This is a genomic window from Mesorhizobium sp. M0991, assembly GCF_040318915.1.
In the GTDB taxonomy this organism is placed as follows: domain Bacteria; phylum Pseudomonadota; class Alphaproteobacteria; order Rhizobiales; family Rhizobiaceae; genus Mesorhizobium.
Map to the genome: position 1 here is coordinate 21,806 of NZ_JAMYNE010000019.1, position 21,617 is coordinate 43,422.

The window sequence follows — 21,617 nt, forward strand, 5'->3', positions numbered from 1 at the left end:
GCCTCAAAGGCCTTTCGTATTATGTGGGGTCAATCGAATCGCCCTCCAAGGCTGACAGGCAGAGGGTCACCGCCTTATGCCAGCGAGGCCCTCGCCGGGTCCACATCTTGAGCTGCTCAAGGGCTTCCTTCGCATTGTTGCAGCCATGCCTGACACCGGTTTCAGTCTTCACGAACACCGGAGGGACGAACCAGATGGGCGCCATGATACCTCCTACTCAGGGGAGAGATACACGTTGGCCTCCTTGGCAGCCGCCTCAAAGGCTTCACGCACCTCATGGGGGACATCCTGCCCTCGAACGCGTCGACGCAGGATTGGACCGCCTTCGTCCACCTCGGGCCCTTTGTGTCCCATGCCAGGAGTTCCTCGGCGGCTCCCTCGACGTGGCTGACCCCATTGCGAATGCCCGGACGTTTCGTCTTCACGTAGACCGGGGGAGAGAACCAGAGAGGACCCATAAGAGGGAACTTAGAGCGGGAAGAGCCCGCCGACCAACCCCGCTTTAGCTGCAGCTAAGGGAACGATGTAGGCCCTCGCGGGTTTAGAGGCGGCAGCGGGATTACTTCGTGGATGTGCAGCCGCTGTGGGGGGGTCCGTCGCCTCTCATCTCCATGCTTGGCGGCGGGCTCCTTTCGCGAAGGCGGTGTTGGTCTGAGACACCTAGAACCTTATACCGCAATCCAATTTAGCTGGTTGTCATTGGGGGGAGTAATGTCCCCTCCTCTTTTGCAGCAGCCAGGAATGCCTTGCGGGCCTCCTCAGCTTCCATCTCGTCGAAAATCACGGCCATGCAAACGCGCACCGCGAGGTCCCACCAAGGGCCACGCTTGGTCCACTTCATCAACTCCTCGCCGGCTGCCTCGGCGTTGTTGACGTTGCGGATGATCCCGGGACGCGGTCTTGACGGGGACCGGAGGGTTGAACCAGTGGAGAGCCATGAATGGACCCCAGGCGGCTAGCGGGTTTCGTCTCTACTAACCGGCTCAGCGATGAGGACGATTACCGTTTGTTAGGCATGTCTGAGTCCGTGACGGGATGTTTCCAAAGGTTCATCGACGGTTATCTAAGCGGTCGGTACGAAGCCGGTATGCATCATCTTCCGGTGGGTGTCGCCCTGGTCATTTCGCTTGTTGTCGGTCTACTCGTTGCGACGATCGCGTAAAAGGACCAGTCGGAAATCTGCGGCATCCGATGGTTATTTGTCCTCGGCGAGAGCGTTAATGTGAGGACTGTCACGCCAAGGCCGGAATATTGAGAATGAATGACAGCATATGGGCGCGCGCCCATTGCGAGGTCACCGAAGTCGGCCGACAGCTACTCCCGGGCGTCGAAAGCCACGCAGAGGCCCATGGCAGTTGCTGCCTCGACGATTGCCTCGGTTAGTTCTTCGTCGGAGGCCACCAAATAAGGCGCAGTCTCCCGAGCTTCGCGTAATGCCGCTTTGATCGAGACCGTGTCGCGACGGTCCGCCCTGTTGAGGAGGCGGTTATTCGCGAAGATCGAACCCGACGAACAGGCCAAAGGCTGGGGCAACATTGACAATAAGCTCCACCAGCTCGCAGTCAGTTTCCGCCAGATGTGGCCGGTCTCGGCGCACCGCTGCAATAGTCTCTTTGACGGAGATGATTTGGCCGCGACGGGCTTGTAGGATCAGCTCGTGAACAAGGTGTTTGGCAGTCACTTTGTCGGGTCGGCAGTTCGTCCAAACGTTCATACAAGGCCTCCCACCTCAGCGAGAACCCAAGAGAACATTCATGATCCTCTGTCGAGAAAAATCAAGAAGAATGTTTGATAACTTCTGAGTGGGAATCAGGGGGACAAGCCACGAAGCGAGCCTCTATACTCTTTGACCTGACGCTCAGCCAGCCGGCTAGGGACCTTCTTCCGTCGGGCCCTGTTTGGCCCGATCAATAGCCGCAAGTAATGACTGTAGGGTTGGCGGCAGTTCTGGTTCGACCTCCAGATTTAAGAACGTTTGTACGTGATGACGATAGCCTTCGGAACGGATCAGTTTCCGAAACGCTTCGGAGACAGACTGATGGTCTGCTTTGTTGCTCGTTGTCATGTTCGGGAAGTCCGTCCCAATGAGCCGCAACTCGCCCGCAACGAATGGGTTCCATCAGGAGGTCGGAATATTTGGTAGAAATTTCTGAGCGGGAGATCGGCTAACTGGCTCGCGCGAAGACCCCCGTGCCCCCTTCGATCCGCCGAGCATTAATCCCCGCTGTTTGAACAGAAGATCGTGTCGATCTAGCGTCGGTGTTGCATATCGTGAATGTTGGAATGCTTCTGTCCAATGTTTGCTCACGCTGTGATGCCAACAGGGCAGGCTCTTGCGGCAGGGTGCCGCAAGGTCGCGACGATGAAACGCCGGCCCAATTCAACCTGGGCGACGCCCTTCAAAGCTGGGAGGATCCATCTTCACCAAGCGGTCTGCGGCCTCGACCGCAGTTCGTATCCTGCTGCACAGCGCGAGATTTTCCGCCAGCATTTCTTCAGTGCGTTGAAGCGCGAGCTCGATCCGGTGGATGCGCTGCCTGGCATTGGCAACTTCCGATGTCAAAAGATCGGCCGCCATCCCGTGGCCGTGGGGTTCCATAGTGTCCATGGGTTTCTAATACATGGGGGGCGATATCGTTCCCTGATGTCGGGCGAAACGGCGGGCCGCAGAAAAGCGCGACGGGCCGAATGACCAATGCGCGCCGTGTCAAAACAGCGCCGGCAACAGGCGAACGGCTTCGGCCGCTCTAGATCCCACGGGCAGAGGCGATCACGGTCCAGAGGGCCATTGATCTGTTCAGGTACGACTACAACGTAAGCGAAGACACACTCAGGCGGCTGGTGATCAAGCACCGTCTTCACAACCAGACAATGCCCGGTGCTCCGTGGAGAATAAGCGCTCCCGGTTTGGCTATGGCGCTCGCCGGCGATGATGACGCGCTTGCGCGGTTGAGGCGGGACGATCGCGAGCATCCGGACGTAACCCGGTATTTCAAGCGGCTCGGCATCCCGCGACCCTGACCTGTTATCAAAAGTTATGGTCGCGGCGACTGTCTAAAATAGACATTAAGTAGATGTCGCGGCCCGACAGGGCTCCACACAAGAGCGAACCGTTGCTGCCTTGCGCATCGCCCTCTAGGCCGCCGGCGTCGAGTTCATCCCGGAGAACGGCAGCCGCGCCGGCGTGAGGCTCCGCAAACCTTAGGCCGTAGACTCGTTACTGCGCAGCCACACACCTGCTTTTCGCCATCGGACGAAGCGGTTGCAACAGGTGGTGCGCGGGCCATAGCGCTGAGGCAGGTCGGCCATGGAGCACCGGAGCGCAGCACCCAGAAGATGCCGTTCAGCACGCGCCGATCATCAACACGTGGCACACCTCTTGGCTTGTTGGGTAGACGCTTTATTCCATTGCTGACCATTGTCCAAAAGCGCTGTTAACCAAATTTTCTCACCCGCCAATGCTTATTCGCGCGACTGAAGGGGTGAGGTGATCGATGTGTGATTCAAACATAAGCGCGTTTCCGCTGCATCGGCGGCGGAAGTTGGTCGAAGGGATCGCCCGGGTCCTGGAATCCAAGAACGGGAAGGACGCGAACGCCTTCTGGCGCAACACCGCCAAGGAAATTCTCGTTCAACTGTCCGAATCAGGAATTGCACCCGGGGTCGCCGAACAGGAAGTTGGAACGCTTCTTCATGCTGTCTTGGCCGATATCGCCACCCGCAGTGCTGCGAAACTTGCACAATAGCATCGGCTCACGATGAAGGATTGCCGCATAGAGACGCCCCGGGGCTCCACAAGCGTAGCACCACTGCATCCGTCAAACGCAGGTTTCTCACTGCGGATGAAAAGATAGGCGCGTTCGTCGAAATCATGCGCGCGAATGTGCTCTCGGGCGAGATACGGCTCCGCCTCGCCTGTCCGGCGGTCATCGACCAAATCGAGGTAGGCGATGCGGAAACCCGCATTCACGAAAGGCCGACGGACCTTTTCCACGAGCTGAACCCGCAAAACCAATGAGCCGCCGTTGAGTTCCACACTGCCAATTATGCGACTTTTGAAGCACAAAAGGCGAACATGTAGTGGCCGGCCTATGTGTTCTCGACGTCAACAGCACTGACTCACTTCGGCTATCGCCGGCTTGTGAATGACCGGAAGGGGGCCGTTTCCAGACCGTCCGGTTTCGGTAGTTGCGAGAAGCTGCCGTTCTGCAGCCGACCCCTTAGCGGACATGGGGAGCTACTTCGAACAAAGATGTAAGCTGCCCTCCCCCATGCCAATCCAATGGCAGTCCTTCGGGCTACCATTGCAGTTTGGTGTACCTTTCCTTCTATAGGCTCTAAGCGATTCCAAGAGGGGGATTTTTGCCTTTCCAGCTGCAGAACTAGCATCGTCAAAGCACGGCTCCCATAGTGCCGCATGACCAGCGCGATGCGCGACTGAAACACACGAACGGGACAGAATGTTGGACTTGTTTACTCCGCGATTCCGGGAAGAAAAGCTCCACAATTACTTTCGTCGCATCTCGGCCGACCCTCACTACGCGAAGGTCCAGCCTATCATTCAAAACTGGGCGACAGGCCTGCTGGATCGAAGGGGAGAGAGCCAGAAATTCATCAACGAATTTCAAACGACATTCAATTCCTCGATGTGGGAACTCTATTTGAACAGAGCGCTGACCGATTTGGGGTGCAGTGTCGACTTTTCAAAGTCAGCGCCGGATTTCTTCGTCCGAGGACCCGGAAACTACGAGTTCAACATAGAGGCTGTCGTCTCTGACCAGCCTCCGACCGCGAAGCAGAAGAAGACCTTCAACGAGCAAGATTTCAAAACCCGTGGTGCACTGAAGCTTGCTGGGAAGATCAGGGACAAGCTGGATCTTTACCGCGGAAGCAATGGAAAGAAGCACCCGTATTCCTCGATGAGCCACGTGTGCAGCCGGCCATTTGTCATTGCAATCGCCCCCTTCGATAGCGACCTCTCACTCACCCAAAACAACGAACTCATCAACATGGTCCTTTTTGGCTTGGCGCCGCCTTTGCTCGAAGGGCCAGACCTAGGAAAGCAAGACAAGATAACCTCTCTCCTGAAGCCTTCGGGTGCGCGAGTTGAGATGGGAATTTTCACGAACGATTCGTTCAAAGAGATCAGCGCCGTTTTCTTTTCTACGGTCGGGACCTTTGGAAAAGCGGTCGTTGAAGGTAAGATTGATAGGCTCGTCCGGTCGACCCGTTACAGGGTGATCGACAAGGACAGGATTGCGCCCGGTTCGGAGCTCTGGCAAGTCGGGACGCACCGGTTTCAGCTCGCCGCGCTGAACTACCTCCTCACGCAACGACGAGGAAGCGAGCATCAGATCGGCGGTGCAGATGTGCTTATTCAGCACTCATCGTTTCATCGTGAAACCCATCTCGATGGGTTTCAGGTCTATTTCAATCCGTTTGCAGAGGTACCGTTTGAGCCAGAATTCCCATGGCCCGCAGAAATCGCTCTCAACTATTACGACGTCGAAAGCGGTGAGCACATCCAAGCGCATCCTGACGGCGCGCTCGTTTCAAGGCAGGTTTATCAAATAACCCCCGAATACATTCGGCTTCTGCTCGGCAGTTATGGCTTTCTTTCATGATGGTTAGCCGGATTGGAGAGGCTTCAAGATCGATTCCTAAGTCCGCATCCTGAGTTCTGCGCTCAAGAGCGGACTGACAGCAACCTGAGGTGCCTTTTTGCGACTGTGTGACGATTGCTTTGAACTCCGGTCATCAACATCTGGTACCATTCTTGAAGTAGCAGCAAGTAGGGCGTCGAACGATCAAGTCTGTCGCCCGAAACCGAATTGGGTCCCCATTATGAAACAGGAGGCAACTACTGTGGCAGCGGGAACTGCCGCGAGCATCGAACTTGCGGATCTGATCCGACGAAACGTGGAGTCTATGGCCTTCCCGCCATCGGAAATAGAGGCGGCCACCTATGAGGAGGTGAGCGCGCTGCCGCGCGTAGTTGTTTCTCGGCCGCCCGTGGAAGAGCTTTTGGCGACTGGCTTCGTGCGTTATGACTGTCACCGAAATTGCGGTGAGCAAGCTGCCAATGACCCGGATGGCAAAAGCAGACAGGTCACTGGATGGTTGCCCCATGGTGAAGACCTGATCCTCCACTCGGTCGCCATTATTGAAAATGAATGGATCTGTCTGACGCCGCAGTTAGTGCCTGCGCCGAACAGGTTTGAGTTCATTCCTGACCCTCATCTTGAGTGGCGCAATGCAGATGGCGGCGCCACCCGGACAGCATTCCGTCATGGGAATGAGGTACCGAAAGCACTTCGCAGGGACCCAGGCCATCATATCCGTATGTGGGACGAATTCCAGGCTCTCGTCGCAAGGGGACATTCGGTGATCGAGGCCAGAGATTTCATGGCAACGTCCGCTTTTTAGGAAATCGAACGTCGATTCGGAATGTCCGGCATGCGGCGCTAACCTGCCCGTCACGGTTCGAGCGAGTTGATTGTTTTGATCAGAGCGGCCACCGGTGGGCGAATAGCGTCAGAGCCCTTCGAATCCTGGGATGCCGTAGGCGGTCGGATCCAACGTCGGATTGAACAGCCATGCCAGCATTGACATGTTGCAGCCGTTCATGGTCTTGACGTTACTTAGCAAATCGGGCTCCGCGGCTGGCGTTTCGTCGGCGGCTACACTCACCTTTCCCTCCGGCCATTTGCCGGTGAGGCGAAATTGCTCCATGACAGCTTTTGCTTCTTCTTCAAGGGTGCGCCAGTATCTCGGCTTTCCGTAGAGAAATGGACACGAGTCTGTTGATGCCGTGAGTCCCGCCATCTCGGCGACTTTGGCGTCGGACAGCCGCCAGCCCAGCGGCAAGCCCAAGTCGCCGATGGGCAGCTCGTGGGGAAAATACCCGCCATCGACGTGTATTCCTTGAACGTTGTCCGGGTCAGCCAGTCCGCCGAGCAACCGCCTGGCCCGACTCACGGCCAATTCGCCTCTGGTGGTCCGAGTGCTGATCATCGTTAACAGCGGGTCCAGAAGATAGGACTGCCGTGGATCTGCGTCCTTTAGGGACTCAAGGTCGTTCAGAGGCACTTTGGAGTTCAAACTCTTGATCGGCATGTAAACGAGAAAAACATTGAACTCGCAGCCCTTCCACTCAACTGTTTGGGTGAATGTCGGGATGACGTGTAAAGGACATTTGCAGAGGTTTGTTCCACTCACCTCGTAGGTGGCGTCTTCGCTCTTGGCGCAGTGCTCGGAGTCGAGGGAAAGCGCCTTTATCTGCTCGACCACTTCCATCGCCGTATCGGCCCCTGCGTTCTCGAAGTAGCCGCCGTCTCCGAGAATTCGATAATCGTCTTTGTCGACTCGCAGCCGCGCCGTCGACGTGAGCCACGGGAAGCGAGCGCTGGTTACGGCTGCCCGGTTCCCTTGGATGTCCTCGCCGCCCGTCATGGGGAAGAAAGCAGCTGTTTGGCCACCCAGGTCAGGCACGGATCCAATCACAAAGCGAAATCCCGAATTGGCGTCCGTTGCAACGAACACCTGGGCGGGACGAGCCTGATCTGGCCGCCATGACGCTGCTAACGGTTCGGAGATACGCGGATTGTCCGGGAGACTTGCAGCAATGGTGTTTGCCAGGACATCGCCCCCGTCCGGCGAAATATCGATGAACGGCACGAAGAAGTCAGCCACCTGCACAATGAGGAGGTTGGCCAAAACGGGGGACAGGAAATCATAAGACAGCACATCGGTATTCACAGCCGTGTTGGAAGAGCCGCATTTACGCAGCTCAGAATTAGGCGCCTCCGCTGATGCGAACAACAGGTTGCCGATGCCCCCGCCCGATATGCCAACCGACGCGAACAGGTGCTGCTGGAAGCTTGGACAAACGGTCTGCAGCTTGCTGAGCGCGAGATAGGAATGAGCTGCGGCATAGATGCCGCCACCCTCGGCGGAGCTGATAATGACCGGATAAGGTCGCTTTGCCTCTTTGTAGGCGTCCAGATCGCCGCGCATTGCCAACCACGGCACGACAGCAGTGGCCGCAAACCAGTCGGAGCTGGCGTCAGCCCCGGGCTCTTTGCCAGGCGTGAGCGGAATATCGTTGCTGCTCCCGAACACAATCGACGCTAAAAGGCAAGCTCCGAGGTATGCCGCTGTGGCCAAAGGCCATGACCATAGGATCGTTAGTGTGGCGCCAAGCAGTCCAAGTCCAATAGTCACGACTGCAATACCTAGAGCCTGAGGTGTCGAGATCGGGTCGAGCCTCACTACGAGGCACAAAAGCGCCCACATGACCAGAACGGTTACAAGCGACCACCTCCGGCTCAGTTCTGCAACGCGCTTTGCGCCATACCCCGCCAATCTTAGCCGGCCTAAGAGCATCATGGCTCCAATACATACAAAGATGCCGGGAACGACAATCACCCAAAACAGCCACGGCGAGGCGGCGTCAGTCTTTTCGATTAAGCGGGCAATTGCGTAAAAGGATACACTCCCGACGAGCAGATCGGCGAATCGTGAGCTTCGACCGAGATCGTCGACGAATGAGATGGCGAAGGCCACGGTTACATATACTGGCAAAGCAAAGAAGAATATCGAGGCATAGCGCTCGTCGCGCAGGTATATGCTGAAGATATGTAAAACCTGCGGTGGCGCTAGAAAATTGAAAAGAACATAAAATACAGATATGACAAAAAGCGGAATGCGCTGAAATAGATATCGTGTGAAAAGCGTCATCGTATGTCTCTAAAGAGAATTTCAGCGCAAGTCAGTGATGCACATTCAAGAGAATGGTATTACATCGCCAGAGAACCGCAAGTCCTCCCCGCATCGTCATCGTATGCGAAGCCGGACGCATCATCAATCTGAGGACTGCCTGCAGCCAGATCCTCGGCTTCGTCGTGATGTCTATCTCCATGCCCTCCATGAGGAGACCTTTGTGGACCACCTGTTGGGCCGGCCAATGAGCCATGACCGTACCGAGTACCGCGTGCCGGTGAACGCCGATATCCATGACGCAGAGGTCATTTTTCTTCGAGGAGTAGGATTTCGATATAAAATCCGCTTGGCGTGAGGGGGCCGGCGAACTTGGCATAGTCGGTACTGCCGCCGCCGTAGCCAACGCCATCCACCACGTGACCGGCAAGTCCGTGCGTGATCTGCCGGTCACGATCGACAAGCTGCGTAGCCTTCTCCAGTACGAGCATCCTGGCGCCGCCCGTTTGGCATTCAGATGCGATGTGGCCGTGACTTAGTGCAATCGTGCCCAAGGTGGATCGCGAGAATGTCCGCTTTCTGGCTTTGGGCGAACCAACGTGAACGGCTGCGATCAGGCGCAAAGCTGCCACTCACCTATCGAAGAGCAAGAGGCCGCTTAGGGTCAGATCTTGCCGTTTGAGCTGGCCGCCGGAACGGGCACTGCGCCATCTCCGGACCTCCGGATCGCCATCAGGACTGAAGGGATTCTTCAAAGGCACGCATGCGGTGCCTCAAAGTCCGCTGATTGAGCTGCCGCATATGTCGAAGGTTGCGAAGGCAGGCCTCCGTCTCGCCGACACGGCTATCAAGAACGGTATCGAGTTCGATTTCAGCTATGAGGCGGATGCCAAGACGGGCACCCAGAAAATTGCCTTCAGGGTGACGCCCGCGGAGGCGCTGGAAGCGAAGAGGCGGGAGAAGGCGCGGCAACAGTTGCTTACCGGCCCGGAGACGGTGCGGCGGCTAACTGCTGCCGTTCCACAGGTCCAAATCGAAGACTTCACCAGAAGAGTGATTGCGCACGCCCCGTCTGGCAGCTCGTTCGACCAAATTGTGGTCGAGGCTTTCGTGCAGTTCATGAAAGATAACGGCAACGCTTACCAGTTGCTACAGCTCGCGTTGTCATTTGAGATGCAGGGCAGGTCGGACATCGGGCAGGTCATACGCCGACATATCGATGACGGACCGGGCAAAGTGAGCGTCAGCGTAGAGGACTAGGCTCAATCAAGCCTTTGGGGCAGCTGCGGGCTTCTCCGCTTCCTTTGCATCAGCGACAGCTGCCCGCTCTTTGGGCGTCGGGAAAATGGTCTGAAGCTCCTCGGGTGGTATCCGCTCTTTGCCCTTATCAAGGATGCCACTGGTACAGATCGTGATGAACCCGACTCCAAACTGCGAGGTGGAGATCATGAAGTCCCCCTTCTCCTTGTACCCGTAACGGTAACCGAACCGCCTGCCGTAATCCTTGATGTTGCCCCGGCCACCAACCTCTTTTTCAGGCAACATCCTATTCACGTAGTCGGTTAGCTGCGACGCGCGCGGATGGCTGCTGTGAACCGTTGCGGTCCAGATGTAGTGCTTCTTCGTAAGGAACTTGCCGCCCGTTTCCTTGTAGTAGATCGCACACGCCATCTTCCGCCCGATCCTCGTGGCCGCCGCAGGAAACTCTGCAGGCACACCAGCCAACGGCATGTTCGACAAATCGGCGTCCGCTGGCACATGAATCCCCATTTCAGCCAGTGCCGCCGCCTTGGCCTGATTGCTGAGCTTGGTGTTCAGGAGCGCGGCCGGATAGTTGTTCTTGATGCCATCCTGCAGCCGCCACATCGACCACAAGTCGTTGGTGAACAGGTCGGGGTTTCCCATCTGCATGTAGTAGCCGAATATCTGGTCCTCCCTCTTGGTCGAGCCGTTGCAGGCCTCACACGCGGGGAACTCAAAACCCTCCGGGAAGAACCCACGCGGGAAGCACGCCTGAGGCGGGATGTGGTCGACCGTGGACGACTTGGTCACGCCTCCACAAAGGCAGCACAGCGGGTTGTCCTCCAGCAGTTGCTGGTAGCGGCTCTTCTTTTGTTTGGCCTGTCCCATTATTTCAGCAGCCCATGCAGGAGGTCGTTCAGCTGGATGGTGCCATGTGCAAACCCGTCGGCGAGAGCATCGATTTCAGGAATCGAGAGCCGCGCGCTTTGCGCGATTAGCTGCTGTTCCGCTTGCTCGAAAGCCCCGCGTCCAACCTTGCTCAGGCCGATGCCGAACGACGGTCAGTCCGGACTGAACTATACCCGTTAGAGCATCCTTGTCAGGCCTAAGTTTAGCATGGCTCGGTTTCGGATAGGTTAGCAGGCGACATCTACCGGGCTAGGGAAGCGCGGAGATGTCGAGCGACCTGGCTAACGGCCCTTCCGCTGCGCAAACAATGGGACAATCGCAAGCGCAGCGTTCGAACCAGCGTCGGCCATAATGGCCAATATGCGCCGGATCTCGGGCCTGTCGCAGCCCGCGTGATCGGCCAACGGCTTCGCGAGCGCGGCGGCGCGGTCGCCAAGATCATCATATTGCCAGAATTTCGGATCGCGGCCATGCGCCTCGACAAGGCGGGCGAGCCATCGCGTATAGATGGAAGCTCGCTCGTCCAACGACATGCGTTCGACCACACGCAATGATAACCACGCCGCTCGGCGGAGATGAAGTGTCGATTGCTGCCAGGTGTCGATCCATTCCAGAAGATCTGCGAGATGTAGCCAACCGGGCGGAATTGGAGTCGACCAAGGGCCCACGAACCCTGCAGCCTCCACGCAATTGTCGAGTGAATCATAATTGGTTTGCCGAGATGGGACGGCCGTCGCCATGACCCATTCCGCCGCGGGCTTCCACGCGAACCAGAAGCGTGCGTCGGGCCTCCGCTCGCTGACCATTAGTTCGTGGGCGATCGCCTCCATATAGTTGCCGACGAGTTCCCGGCCGTGATCTCGTTCTTCAAACCGGGTCAGACTTTTCCAGATCGCCCCATCGCCGTGGAAGGCCGCAAAGCGCCCGACCTCGCTCGCCATCTTGTGGGCCCATTCGAAGGGATAGCGGCGGTCGTGCTGCCGCGGCTCCTCGTCTTCCGAATAGTCCCGTGTCCATTCGACGAGGCCCTTCAAATAGGTCGCGAAAGCGTCGCGCCCCGTTGCCTCGCTCGTAAGGCGACGCCAGTCGAGGCGGGCTAGAATTTCCGCCACGCGTCCCCAGTCGAGCACGACAGGCGAGATCAGCCGAACGCGGCGCGGCGGATGATACCATTTGCGACCGCGTACCCACTGAGACCGATAGGGTGCCGGCGGAAGGTCTGGAACTCGGTTTGCCGGACATGGCGTTGCAGCGCGTTTGATAATCTTCAATCGCCTCCTCGCCATGCGTCTCGCAGCCCTTTCTTCGCTGCCCTGAAACCAGAAATGGCCGATGTCGATCACGCATACATCCAGCGTGGCAAAGGTCACCCGGCGAGCAAAGTCCGGGTTTGCGTCCCAGAGAAGTCCATCGAGCACTGCCTTTTGAAGGCCATGCAGCCGATCGACGGCAAGTTCGAGGACACGCCGCTCGATGGCGTCGTTGCGCTGGCGGCAGGCATACGCGGCGAGCCCCCATGCTCCTATATCCTGAGGGTCGAAGCTGAGTAGCGCCTCATCAACAGTAAAGTGTTCTTCCGCTGGCGAGCGCCGATTCTGACAACCCGCCTCAAGCCGTTCGCGAGCCCATTCGAGCCTTGCATCGAGAAACGCCATGTCGGCCCTTGCGACGACAATTGCTGCTGCTCCAACAATGGCGAAGGAGGTCATCTTTCGGGCCAGTCCGAATCCGCCATCATCGGCATCCTCGGGCGGTTCGGCCATCACTTGATCAGCTAGTTCGATAGCCTCTTCGAGGGTCAAGCCTTCCTCGATACCACCTTTCTCGCGCGAGTGGACTGCCCACATCGCCAACCGATTTACCTGTCCCATTCTGCGGCGGTTTTCTTCTGCAGCCTCGATGACCTTGAGCTGCTCGGCCGGAGGATTGATATGGGCTTCGATACGCTGCTTGGCCTCATTGTAGCTGATCTCGACCTGATTCTGGTCGCTGTCGGAGAGGATGCGTGCGAACCGCTCCCCGTTCGCCGCGACCCATGATGAATCGGCCGGCTGTCGCTTATCTTCGGCGAGATCCTCCAAACTCCACGTGCCACGCAAGGCGTCGAACTCGGCTTGGACTGTCTCGCCCGCCTTCAGGCGGAATGGAAGCATCAACGTGTGCGACATCGGCGACTGCGCCTTATGTCGCTCGAAGATCGCCTCGACCTGATCGAAGTGGTGATCACGCTCTGAGAAACTGTAGCTTATGCGATGCGCCGGTTGTTGGTCGTCGATATGCTTGCGAATGTCGTAGTTCCAGAACCGCGGCGTCCCGAGAAATGGCGCAGCGTGATCAATCGCACCCGGCGTGTTTACATGCGCCTTGAGGAGAGAAATACACAGACCCGCCGTCGCCACCAGACCGTTGGGCTGTAGAGCGAGCCTAATAAGGTCGCCGACATCCCGTCCGTTGGATGCTTGCCGATGCATCCATTCATCGAGCGCGAGATGCATCGAACCCAGGATATTTGATCCGAGTACGGCTCGGGACCAGCGGTAAACGGTCTCGTCACCCCAGAGAGCGATGGTATGCCCATCGATTTTGAGCGTCAGCGCAAGCGGTTGTTCCCCGTCGCGGCAGCGGGCGTACCAGCGCCAGAAGACCGAGGCTCGCCGTTCGATTCGATGGAAAAGATCCAGCGCCAACACTTCGTCGGCCTCGAACAACTCAAGGAAACCCGCGCGTGATGGGCCAGGCGGGTAGCAACTCTGACCGTCAGGGAGCCCCGAGCTATGAGCGTCGGAAAAACTAAATAGCTCACGCCCGAGGATCGACTGATCGTTACGCGAGCGGCGTCGCGGCGGCAGATAATGGCAGGCGCAAAGCTTGGCCCACGTGGCTGGAAACTTACCTGCCAGGAAACCAGGGGATTTCAGCAACTTGCGTCGCGGGCTGCCGAGGCGCCGATCATTAGCCAGACGCGCGAGATAGGCTTCGACACCGCGCGCGTCCGACTCAGCGCAGAATATCAGAGCCTGCCGAAGTTTCTCTTCGATTAGCTTCCAAGCGTCGCGGTCCGGCAAATCGATCCCGAAAGGCTCGCGTCTATCGCTCCAACCGAGCAGGTGACGGCATTCCTCGATCTCATCCAGCCAAGGGCGTACGATCTGTCCTATGGCCTGGCTATGGGCGTTCGGGAAGTTGAGCGTTGCTCGGCAGAAAACGCGCGCAGGTTCGGCAAGCTGAGGAACAAGACTCTTCGGCCAATTGGACCATTTCGGCAGCGACCAACGTAGAAATGGAACCCAGCTTCGCCACACCGGCTGCTTGCCATAGGTTGCGATCGCGTAGCGTTGGCTTTCGCTAAAATGGGCAAGGTGAGGAGAGTGTAGGAGCGTTTCGTCTAGCCTTGTCTCGGATACGAGGAGCGAGTCAAGAAGACGGCGGATCAGCCGGAAGTCATCGGCTTCGAGGGCGGAACCGAGATCGTCAAGGATTGCGCTAGAGGCTTCGGTATAGAGCGGCGCGACGAGCCAGGCCCGAGCCCAGGCAGGATCTATTGAGGTGTCGGCTTCGAGCGCCGCATACACTTCGCGCCAACGGACATAGTGGCCTTGCTCGAGACACAATTGTCCGAGGAGCCTAACCGCTCGAAGCCACCACAACGGCTCACCGCTGTCGCGCAAACGTTCGCCAAGCCGGTCGCAGTCGGGCAGCAGACCACGGGCGATGAGCCAATCCTCGTGTACGTCAAAAGCAAGCGTGATTGCGTCGGCACGAGGGTCTGAAAGCAGCGTGCCTTCGCTTATGAGGCAGAGCGCTCCTTCCGGATCGAAAACGGAGCTCCCAGGCGCGCGCGTCGGATTTTCGACAAGCCACCGCCCCATCTGCGACAGAGCCTTGGTCCGGCAAACGGTTAAGCGGGCATCATTCTGATCTGCATTAGCCCATTTTCCTGCTAAATCCATTTCGGTAATGCGCCCCTCGGGCGGTACGTCGAGTTTTAAAAGCTCGCGAAGAAGAAAGAGCCGCCGGTTCTGCTGGGCAAGATCATTCCGTCTGAGTAAAGATGCAAAGGCCGGGAACGCTTCCGCAACTGCTTCACAATCCTCCTCTTCTATCGCATCGACCGGAAGGCTCGCCGACTTGCTGATCCCCGCGTCATCGAGAGCGGCGAGCACCAAGTCCCGGTCTTGATATGCGCGAGCGGAAGTAATCATCCGCCAATTGCCGGCATCCAGATAACGTGCCGCGAGCGCCAGCAGGTCGGTCACGACCCCGCGCCGCTCCGAGAGCAGGAGTCGGTCGGCCCCGTCGATCAGGACCAGCAAATTGCCACCGCGTCCGAGGCGCTCGAACAGCTTTGTAGGTGTCTCGCCGATCCCGAGTTGCACCAGGTATTCGGCGAGCGAGCCTGCCCGAACCCTATTGTCTTTCAGAACAAAAAGCGGACCCAAATGCTCAAGTGCCAGGCGCTTCAGGATAGCCGATTTGCCACCTCCGCCCTCACCTGTGACGCGGACGATATTATGCTCAGCAAGATAGACCGACGCGCGCGCAACGAGATGCGACCGGGGCAGTTGGAGACTTTCACTGCCGCGGCGCAAGCGGTCCTCGATTGACCCCAAGGCGGCCTCGGCGGCCTCAGCCACACGCTCGAGATCAGCCGCGCCTGCCGCAAGCTCAGGGTAAAATTGGCGGATGACCGATGGATGCTTTGCCAGCAAGGCTTTGAGAGCGCCCCAGCCAAGAATATCTACCTCGAACTTGCCGACGGCAACCCGATCCGCGGAGACAGTGCGGGCGTGCTCCTGGAGATCCGCATCGACCTCGGCAGTCGTCGCAAAATACCATTTCCCGAGTGGTGGTGCGAACGCCTCTGCTTTGCCGAGCTCGATATCGAACTCGGCCTTAGTTGGCTTTCCGCCAAAGCCTTGGTCCTTGCCTTTGCACTGAACACCGAAGTATGTACCCGGCTTCCATTCGGGCGAGCCGTATACGTCGACGCCGTGCTGCGGTTGGCCGATCCGGCCGTTCTTCTGCGCGGTTGGATCCCTCCATACTTCCGCGAACAAGGCGCAAGACAGGTCCTCGAAGGTTTGCCACTTGCTCGGCGCATTGATCTGTGAGTCGAGAATATCCACGAGCTCAGCCTTGGCACAGCGAAAGATAGCCAGCAATTATGCGGGCGGAGCAATATCTACCCCAGCGCAAGATATTTCGCTTCCATTTTCACATTGGCCGGCGCGAACGCTAATCTGCAATCCGACTCACCCTCCGCTGGCCGAGCTGTTTGAGCCGATGCTTGATGTCCCGCGATTTCGCCTTGCGCGCCGATCGCGTAGGAGGACCTACTCAGCTTCTCCCATCCAGACGCGCGACCGATGCCTGTGGGTCGCCCGCAGCCGCTTCCACCCGCAACTCGAGCTCATGCGCCTCGGCGACGCCAACCCCGATCAGATTGCCCAGCGCGCGGTCGATCCGGCCCCGCGCGGGATGCGCCTGGATCAGCAGGCTCGGTTGTTCGGCGAACACGGCATCGAACCAGCGCACGACGCGACCACCGATGCCAGCGGTGATCCACAGGCCCGCCGCGCGGGTGCGATCGAACCAGGCCTCCACTGCATCGAGGACAAAGTCGAGGTGTCGCGCCCGGGGCGCAACGAGGAGCAGCTTCATAGTGCAAAGCGCCACGAACACCGTCGGCCCGCCCCTCAGCAGGGGGCGCATTGTGGCTAGCAGCGGCTCGATGCGGTCGAAGAGAAATGGCGGGAGATAGCTATGCGTCCGTTAAATGGATCGTGGGTATTGAGGAGCATCTTCGCGATGATGCCGCCACTTTCTATGTCGATCCGCGAGCTGGCCGGATCGCCGGCATATTCCCACCGCCTGAGCGCGATCACCCGCTCCACCAGCTTGGCGCGCAGATCGGCAGGCCGAGAAGCGGTACGTTGGAGATCATTGAAATAGAGCGCGTCGGCCGCATGCATGACCGTCTGCGCGACCTCGCAGAAGGGCTCGTCTGGCAAATCGGTCACGAGCTTCAGATCGGAATCGAACGACATAGGCGTTCCGTCGAGTAGCCGCTCGGCGAACAGCGCATAATAGTGCAGGTTCCAGTCGTGGGGATCGCGGTCGATCTCGGTATCAACCGACAGCCCCAACCCGTTCATCCGCGCGGTCCAGTCAGCATAGGCCGCGACCACCTCCTGCCGCCAGCCGATCGATCCCTTAGGCGCGGCCTGCATCATCGCCAGCCACTGCGCCGCAGCCGCGCTGTCGACGTGGACGATCTCAATCGCCTCGTCTTCGTCGAACTGTGCCGGTGGGACTGGTCTAGGAACGCGAATACGCGAGCCGCGACGCAGATGTGGACGCTCCTTGGGCCATGTCGGCCACGCAGATTCGGCGCCGCCATCCAGCCAGGCGACCTCGGCTGCGACCGCTGCATCGATTGCCGCGGCCCGCTCTGCTTCGAAACGCGCATGCTCGGCGTCGTCCTCCTCCTGATAGCTCTTCCAGCGCCAGGTCGTGCTTGCGAAGGCTACGCGCATCGCCGCTTTGAAGAGCCTGGGCTCGATCTCGAGGATCCGCGCAAGGCCGGCGGAAAATGCCGGCGCGGCGCTGCGGTCCTTGCGGGTCGCGAGCCGGATCAGCGCATCTCGGTCCGCTTTGCTCCCCTTGCGCCCCCAGAGATGGATCAGCGCAAGCGTCGCGATCGCCGGGCGGTTGAAGCGCAGCGCAAGCTGCGAACCACCCCCGCGATCGGACTGCTCTTCCAACGCGATCGAGATGACCTGACGAACCCATTTCTCGTGCGTCACGAGCAGATCGTCATCCCCATCGCGTGCTACCAGCAGGGCAGTCGTGACCAGCCTCGTCGAGCGCGATTTGAGAGCATCGGTATCACTGTCGTCGGGAAGATCGCCCTCCGCATACTCGACCGCATCGCGTGCCGTTGAGGCGTTGGCGTGTTCGCCTTCTCCGCCCATAGCCAGACTGACGCGCGCCTCGATTTCGCTAGATCGAAGGAACTCGCCCCGCGTTTTCTCCATCGCCGCAAGATGGGCGGCCTCATCCGCCGGCGGCTGATAGGCCAGCTTCCCCTCCCCGATGTCTGTCCAGTTCGACCGTTGAAGCATGTTGTTGGCACAGCGGGCGATGAACCGCGTATCGCCCCAGTTCGAATAAGGCTCATAGGGCTCCAAGTTCTCGATCGCGGCGCCCAGTTGCTCACGCAGACGGTTCGCAATGGTGTCGTCGCCCATATAATTGGGGACGATGTCAAGCAAGGACGCACCCCGTGACGGGCGGGCTTTCAAGTCGGCGAGTTTGACCTTTCCATCCGGCTCTTTCCCAATAGGGAAATCAATTCCCGACCCGATTTGATCATGGGTCTGCCGCGCGCGGTCGGCAGACAGCAGCACAGGGGCTGCGATAAACGGCGCGAGAACGTCACGACCGACACTGAAATGCGACAGCAGTACGTCGATTGCGACCAGCAGATAGGCCGCACAGCTGCCTTCGGGTCCAAGGATGTCGGTGAGCACTTCATCGACGGGTACACCGTCGTCGAGGCGCTGCTGGCTCCACGCCTCGAGGGCCTTCAGTCCGGAGGCCGCGGAATATTCGTGGCTCTGGTCGCGAGACCACAAGTAGCTCGAAGTCCAGGGAAAGAAGCGCGGGCCATGGCCGAGATCGACGGTGTAGCCGTCGTCTTCCGGGGCAAACCCGTCGGTGTTGAACGCTATCGCTTCCGCAACCAGCGTCCGAATCAGCCTCAACCCTTCAGCAGCGCCGGACTCCAACAGATCGAGGAATGGCGGCTGCGCCGGCGAGGCCGGCAGATAGTCGCTGTCGGCGAAGGTGAAGGCTCGCTCCATCGAGCGGTCATGGCGGCCGCGCCGCTCCCGCTTGTCAATGAGGCTCGACAGTATGAGGTCCGTAAGCTCGGCCGGCGCAACCGGCGCGATCACCTTGGAAAACGGCCGGATCGCCTTGACCTTGTAGCTGTCCCCCTCGGCGCCGAGCTCCCTTAAATAAGTCTTCAGTTGATCGGGCGCGAATTCGCCAAGCAAGACCGCAATCAGGCGCAACTGCTCTATCGTGCTACGCGACGCGTCGCTCGCCGCCCGGCCGAGGCTTCGCTCTCCGGGGATCGTCACCTCGGCGTCGCGAACATCAAGCTGACGCAGCCAGCCAAACAGCATGATGGCCGTCTGCTCGGCGAACGGTCGAAGGTGCTTGAGGAAATAGACCTGTATTTGGACCAGCTCGACCACCGCGCCGATCGCCGACATTGGAATCTCAGCAGCATGCGCCACCACCCAGCGCAGGACCAGAACTGCCGACCCGGTATTATTTGTACGATACGAGCGCGGCAGATTGACCTTGGAGCCGTCCGGCATCGTCATCAAGTCTGCCGTCGCCACGGTCTCGGCCGCCGCGATCGCCGTGCACAATTCGATAAGGCGAGCTGCGTCGTCTGCCAATAGACCAGCGCTGCACTTTTCGAGCAATTCGAAGCCGGCCTCCGACCGCGGCAAGGCGAGGATGGCTTGGCGCCGCCATGATCCGTGCGCCCCTCGCGGAGACAGATGAGCGATCAGATCGGTCCAGGCGCTGCAATCTGCCCCCGTCTCGAGCGCGAGACGTGCGGCGAACTCGATACCGCGCGCCACACGCGGCGATACCGGCACAGTCAGATCGAGTGCGGCCAGACGGCTCGGATTCTCTGCGATGTAGTTCCCGATCGCCCAGTCGCGCAGCACGTCGTGATAGAAGTTTAGCCGGTCGCGGCGCACTTCCTTGAGCGTCAGTGCCTCAAGCAGATGCGTCCGAGCAGAAGAATCCTCGGTCAGCTCGACCCCGTCTTCTCCCTTTATGGCACTCGCCGCGAGCGCTGCCAGCAGCCGCTGCGCGGCGCGCACCTCCGCAGCCGACGCGCCGTCCGCTCTCTTCCACCACGAATCGGCCATTGCTGCTTCGGTCCGAACCTCGGTCGCGCTCGGCACCTTCAGCAACCGGGATAGCCGATAGAGATTACGAGCAAGACCGGCGGCGGGATGTTGGGGGGCAAGCAACAGCCGAAGATCCGGCGCCTGATTAACTAGAATCGCGACTTCATCGTCCGACAAGGGGCCGACGGGTACCGGCTGCACGCCGCCCAGGGCGGCAACGATCTCTTCGTCGAGCCAAGGTTCGATATCGACATGGCCGGCAGTGCGCGTGGTAGCGATTACTGTAAAACCCGGAATCGTGCTCGCCGCGCGCATGAGCTCGATGATGGTGCGTTGGCGGCCTCGATCGTCGAACATATCAATGCCGTCGACGAACAGCATCGCGGCGCCGCTAGCGGCCAGATCGGTCAGGAATTCGCCCGCCGAACCCGGAATACCGAGCGCGTTAGAGAACGGTAGCCAGCCGCCTGCCGGCGTCGAGTCGCAGTCAAGCACGATGATCGGCGCTTGGCGCGCCACGCGCTCGGCGACGTGCCGAAGCACCCAGGACTTACCGACACCGGAATCGCCACGGATTTCGATGAACCGATGCGCTTCGGACGCGTCATCCACCGCAGCGACAGCTTCCAATCGTGGCAAGGTCACACCCGCCACGCTCGTCCCGATATGGGAAAGCGTATTCCGCGCGAGTTCGGCTAGCTTGGCGCGTGCCAGCCCATAATCGCGGTCGCCGGCAAGCCGGAACCCTGCCTCGGCGAGATCGGCCCTGAGGCTATCTCGATCAATTTTACCGCCAGTGGTTCCGGTCTTGATCGACAGGTCGGTCAGCCGGCTCCATAGCGCCTCGGCACGGGCGACATCCTCGTCTGCCAGCGCCACCCGCGCGAGCGCCAGACCATGGGCCCGGGCAATCGGCGCCATCGCTTCGAAATCGAACTCGAGGATGAGCATTCGCCGCAAAAGCAACCAGATCGCCTGGTCATTGTCAGCGATACCGCCGGCGATCAAATGCTTTCGCGTCGTCGCGACGAAGTCGCGCATGTCCTTGCTCGCGACGCCCTTGGCGTCGATGCGGTTGAAGAACGCTGTTGCGCTATCCGCAGTTCGCGCCCATTTGAGCACATCCTGATAGGCGCCCGAAATCTTGCGGCTGGTCCGTTGGGTCGCGATGCCGAGAAGATGCCGGTCCTCCGGGACAGAACCCACCGTGCTCAGCGCAATTTGCGACGCGACGTCCTGATAGACGCTATCGCCAGGCGAGAAGGTAATATCCCGCTTCGACTGGATTTCGAGGATGAAGTCGCCCGCCGATCCCACGCCCGAAACTATCAGGTCATCGAGCTTGAATCCCTGCTCCGTGCCCTGGAACCGAATGCTGACGACCCGGGCGTCAGGCAAGCCCGGTGCCCGATTGCCCGTCAGCAGCGCAAGCAGATATAGCGCGCCGAGCTCACCTTCGATATAGGCACCGGCTGGCCCCCGCGATGCTGGGCTCGAACCGCGCGCGATTTCGGAGCTGGACTCCTGTTCCACCATTGAGATGATTTGCAGGGAGTCGTCCTCCCGATCAAGTGGGCACAACACTTTGTTCTAGTTCACCTGAACGGTCGGCAGGTTCTGACTTCGCTGAAAACAGGTGAGAATGGCCGAGGCGCTTTGCAGCCGGCTGCCTTGCTGCCCGGAAGTGGACTTCTTTCTGGTTCCGAATTGGAAATAGCGGACTCTGAGGTCGCCACGAGCCTTATCTTACATGACCCGTGACGGGCAGCGAAGGCTTGAACCAGCACAAACCAGACCTGACCAAGT

The 21,617-nt window shown here is 59.2% G+C and carries 13 protein-coding genes and 1 pseudogene; 4 read left to right on the forward strand and 10 right to left on the reverse strand.

Annotated elements, in window-relative coordinates:
* Positions 1-685: 685 nt before the first annotated feature.
* From NKH70_RS24250 to NKH70_RS24265, 4 genes and pseudogenes are all read right to left on the reverse strand, one after another.
* A complete protein-coding gene (locus NKH70_RS24250) occupies positions 686-886 on the reverse strand; it encodes a DUF982 domain-containing protein (protein ID WP_502908394.1) in 201 nt (66 codons plus the stop codon).
* A gap of 600 nt (positions 887-1,486) precedes the next feature.
* Positions 1,487-1,714 (reverse strand): hypothetical protein, encoded by a 228-nt coding sequence (locus NKH70_RS24255; protein WP_352467869.1) that lies wholly within the window; start codon positions 1,712-1,714, stop codon positions 1,487-1,489.
* Positions 1,715-2,380: 666 nt separating this feature from the next.
* Entirely contained in the window at positions 2,381-2,578 is a 198-nt protein-coding gene (locus NKH70_RS24260) for a hypothetical protein (protein WP_352682143.1), read from the reverse strand.
* Positions 2,579-3,222: 644 nt separating this feature from the next.
* Positions 3,223-3,419 (reverse strand): annotated as a pseudogene (locus tag NKH70_RS24265) (transposase); the annotation flags it as partial.
* A 75-nt stretch (positions 3,420-3,494) separates the two neighbouring features.
* Between NKH70_RS24265 and NKH70_RS24270 the strand changes: the two are divergent.
* The 3 genes from NKH70_RS24270 to NKH70_RS24280 all read left to right on the forward strand — a co-directional run bounded on the left by NKH70_RS24270 (position 3,495) and on the right by NKH70_RS24280 (position 6,426).
* Positions 3,495-3,746 (forward strand): DUF6074 family protein, encoded by a 252-nt coding sequence (locus NKH70_RS24270; RefSeq protein ID WP_352473724.1) that lies wholly within the window; start codon positions 3,495-3,497, stop codon positions 3,744-3,746.
* 714 nt (positions 3,747-4,460) lie between these two features.
* Positions 4,461-5,624, forward strand: a complete 1,164-nt coding sequence (locus NKH70_RS24275; protein WP_352700228.1) for a hypothetical protein — start codon at positions 4,461-4,463, stop codon at positions 5,622-5,624.
* 220 nt (positions 5,625-5,844) lie between these two features.
* On the forward strand, positions 5,845-6,426 hold the full coding sequence (locus NKH70_RS24280) for a hypothetical protein (RefSeq protein ID WP_352682139.1): 582 nt from the start codon (positions 5,845-5,847) through the stop codon (positions 6,424-6,426).
* A gap of 108 nt (positions 6,427-6,534) precedes the next feature.
* On the opposite strand, the gene NKH70_RS24285 is transcribed toward NKH70_RS24280, so the two are convergent.
* The gene (locus NKH70_RS24285) at positions 6,535-8,739 is read right to left on the reverse strand and encodes a hypothetical protein (RefSeq protein WP_352682137.1); all 2,205 of its coding nucleotides are present in this window, start codon (positions 8,737-8,739) and stop codon (positions 6,535-6,537) included.
* 287 nt (positions 8,740-9,026) lie between these two features.
* Positions 9,027-9,350 carry a hypothetical protein gene (locus NKH70_RS24290; RefSeq protein ID WP_352700229.1) on the reverse strand — a complete coding sequence of 108 codons (324 nt, stop codon included), beginning with the start codon at positions 9,348-9,350 and terminating at the stop codon, positions 9,027-9,029.
* Positions 9,351-9,396: 46 nt separating this feature from the next.
* On the opposite strand from NKH70_RS24290, the gene NKH70_RS24295 reads away from it, so the two are divergent.
* Positions 9,397-9,978 (forward strand): hypothetical protein, encoded by a 582-nt coding sequence (locus NKH70_RS24295; RefSeq protein ID WP_352682133.1) that lies wholly within the window; start codon positions 9,397-9,399, stop codon positions 9,976-9,978.
* Positions 9,979-9,984: 6 nt separating this feature from the next.
* On the opposite strand, the gene NKH70_RS24300 is transcribed toward NKH70_RS24295, so the two are convergent.
* From NKH70_RS24300 to NKH70_RS24315, 4 genes are all read right to left on the reverse strand, one after another.
* The gene (locus tag NKH70_RS24300; protein WP_352682131.1) at positions 9,985-10,848 is read right to left on the reverse strand and encodes a hypothetical protein; all 864 of its coding nucleotides are present in this window, start codon (positions 10,846-10,848) and stop codon (positions 9,985-9,987) included.
* 302 nt (positions 10,849-11,150) lie between these two features.
* Positions 11,151-15,995 carry an NACHT domain-containing protein gene (locus NKH70_RS24305; RefSeq protein WP_352682129.1) on the reverse strand — a complete coding sequence of 1,615 codons (4,845 nt, stop codon included), beginning with the start codon at positions 15,993-15,995 and terminating at the stop codon, positions 11,151-11,153.
* Positions 15,996-16,206: 211 nt separating this feature from the next.
* Positions 16,207-16,530, reverse strand: coding sequence for a hypothetical protein (locus NKH70_RS24310; RefSeq protein ID WP_353026217.1), 324 nt, complete (start codon positions 16,528-16,530; stop codon positions 16,207-16,209).
* A gap of 56 nt (positions 16,531-16,586) precedes the next feature.
* On the reverse strand, positions 16,587-20,852 hold the full coding sequence (locus NKH70_RS24315) for an NACHT domain-containing protein (protein ID WP_353026218.1): 4,266 nt from the start codon (positions 20,850-20,852) through the stop codon (positions 16,587-16,589).
* Positions 20,853-21,617 lie beyond the last annotated feature (765 nt).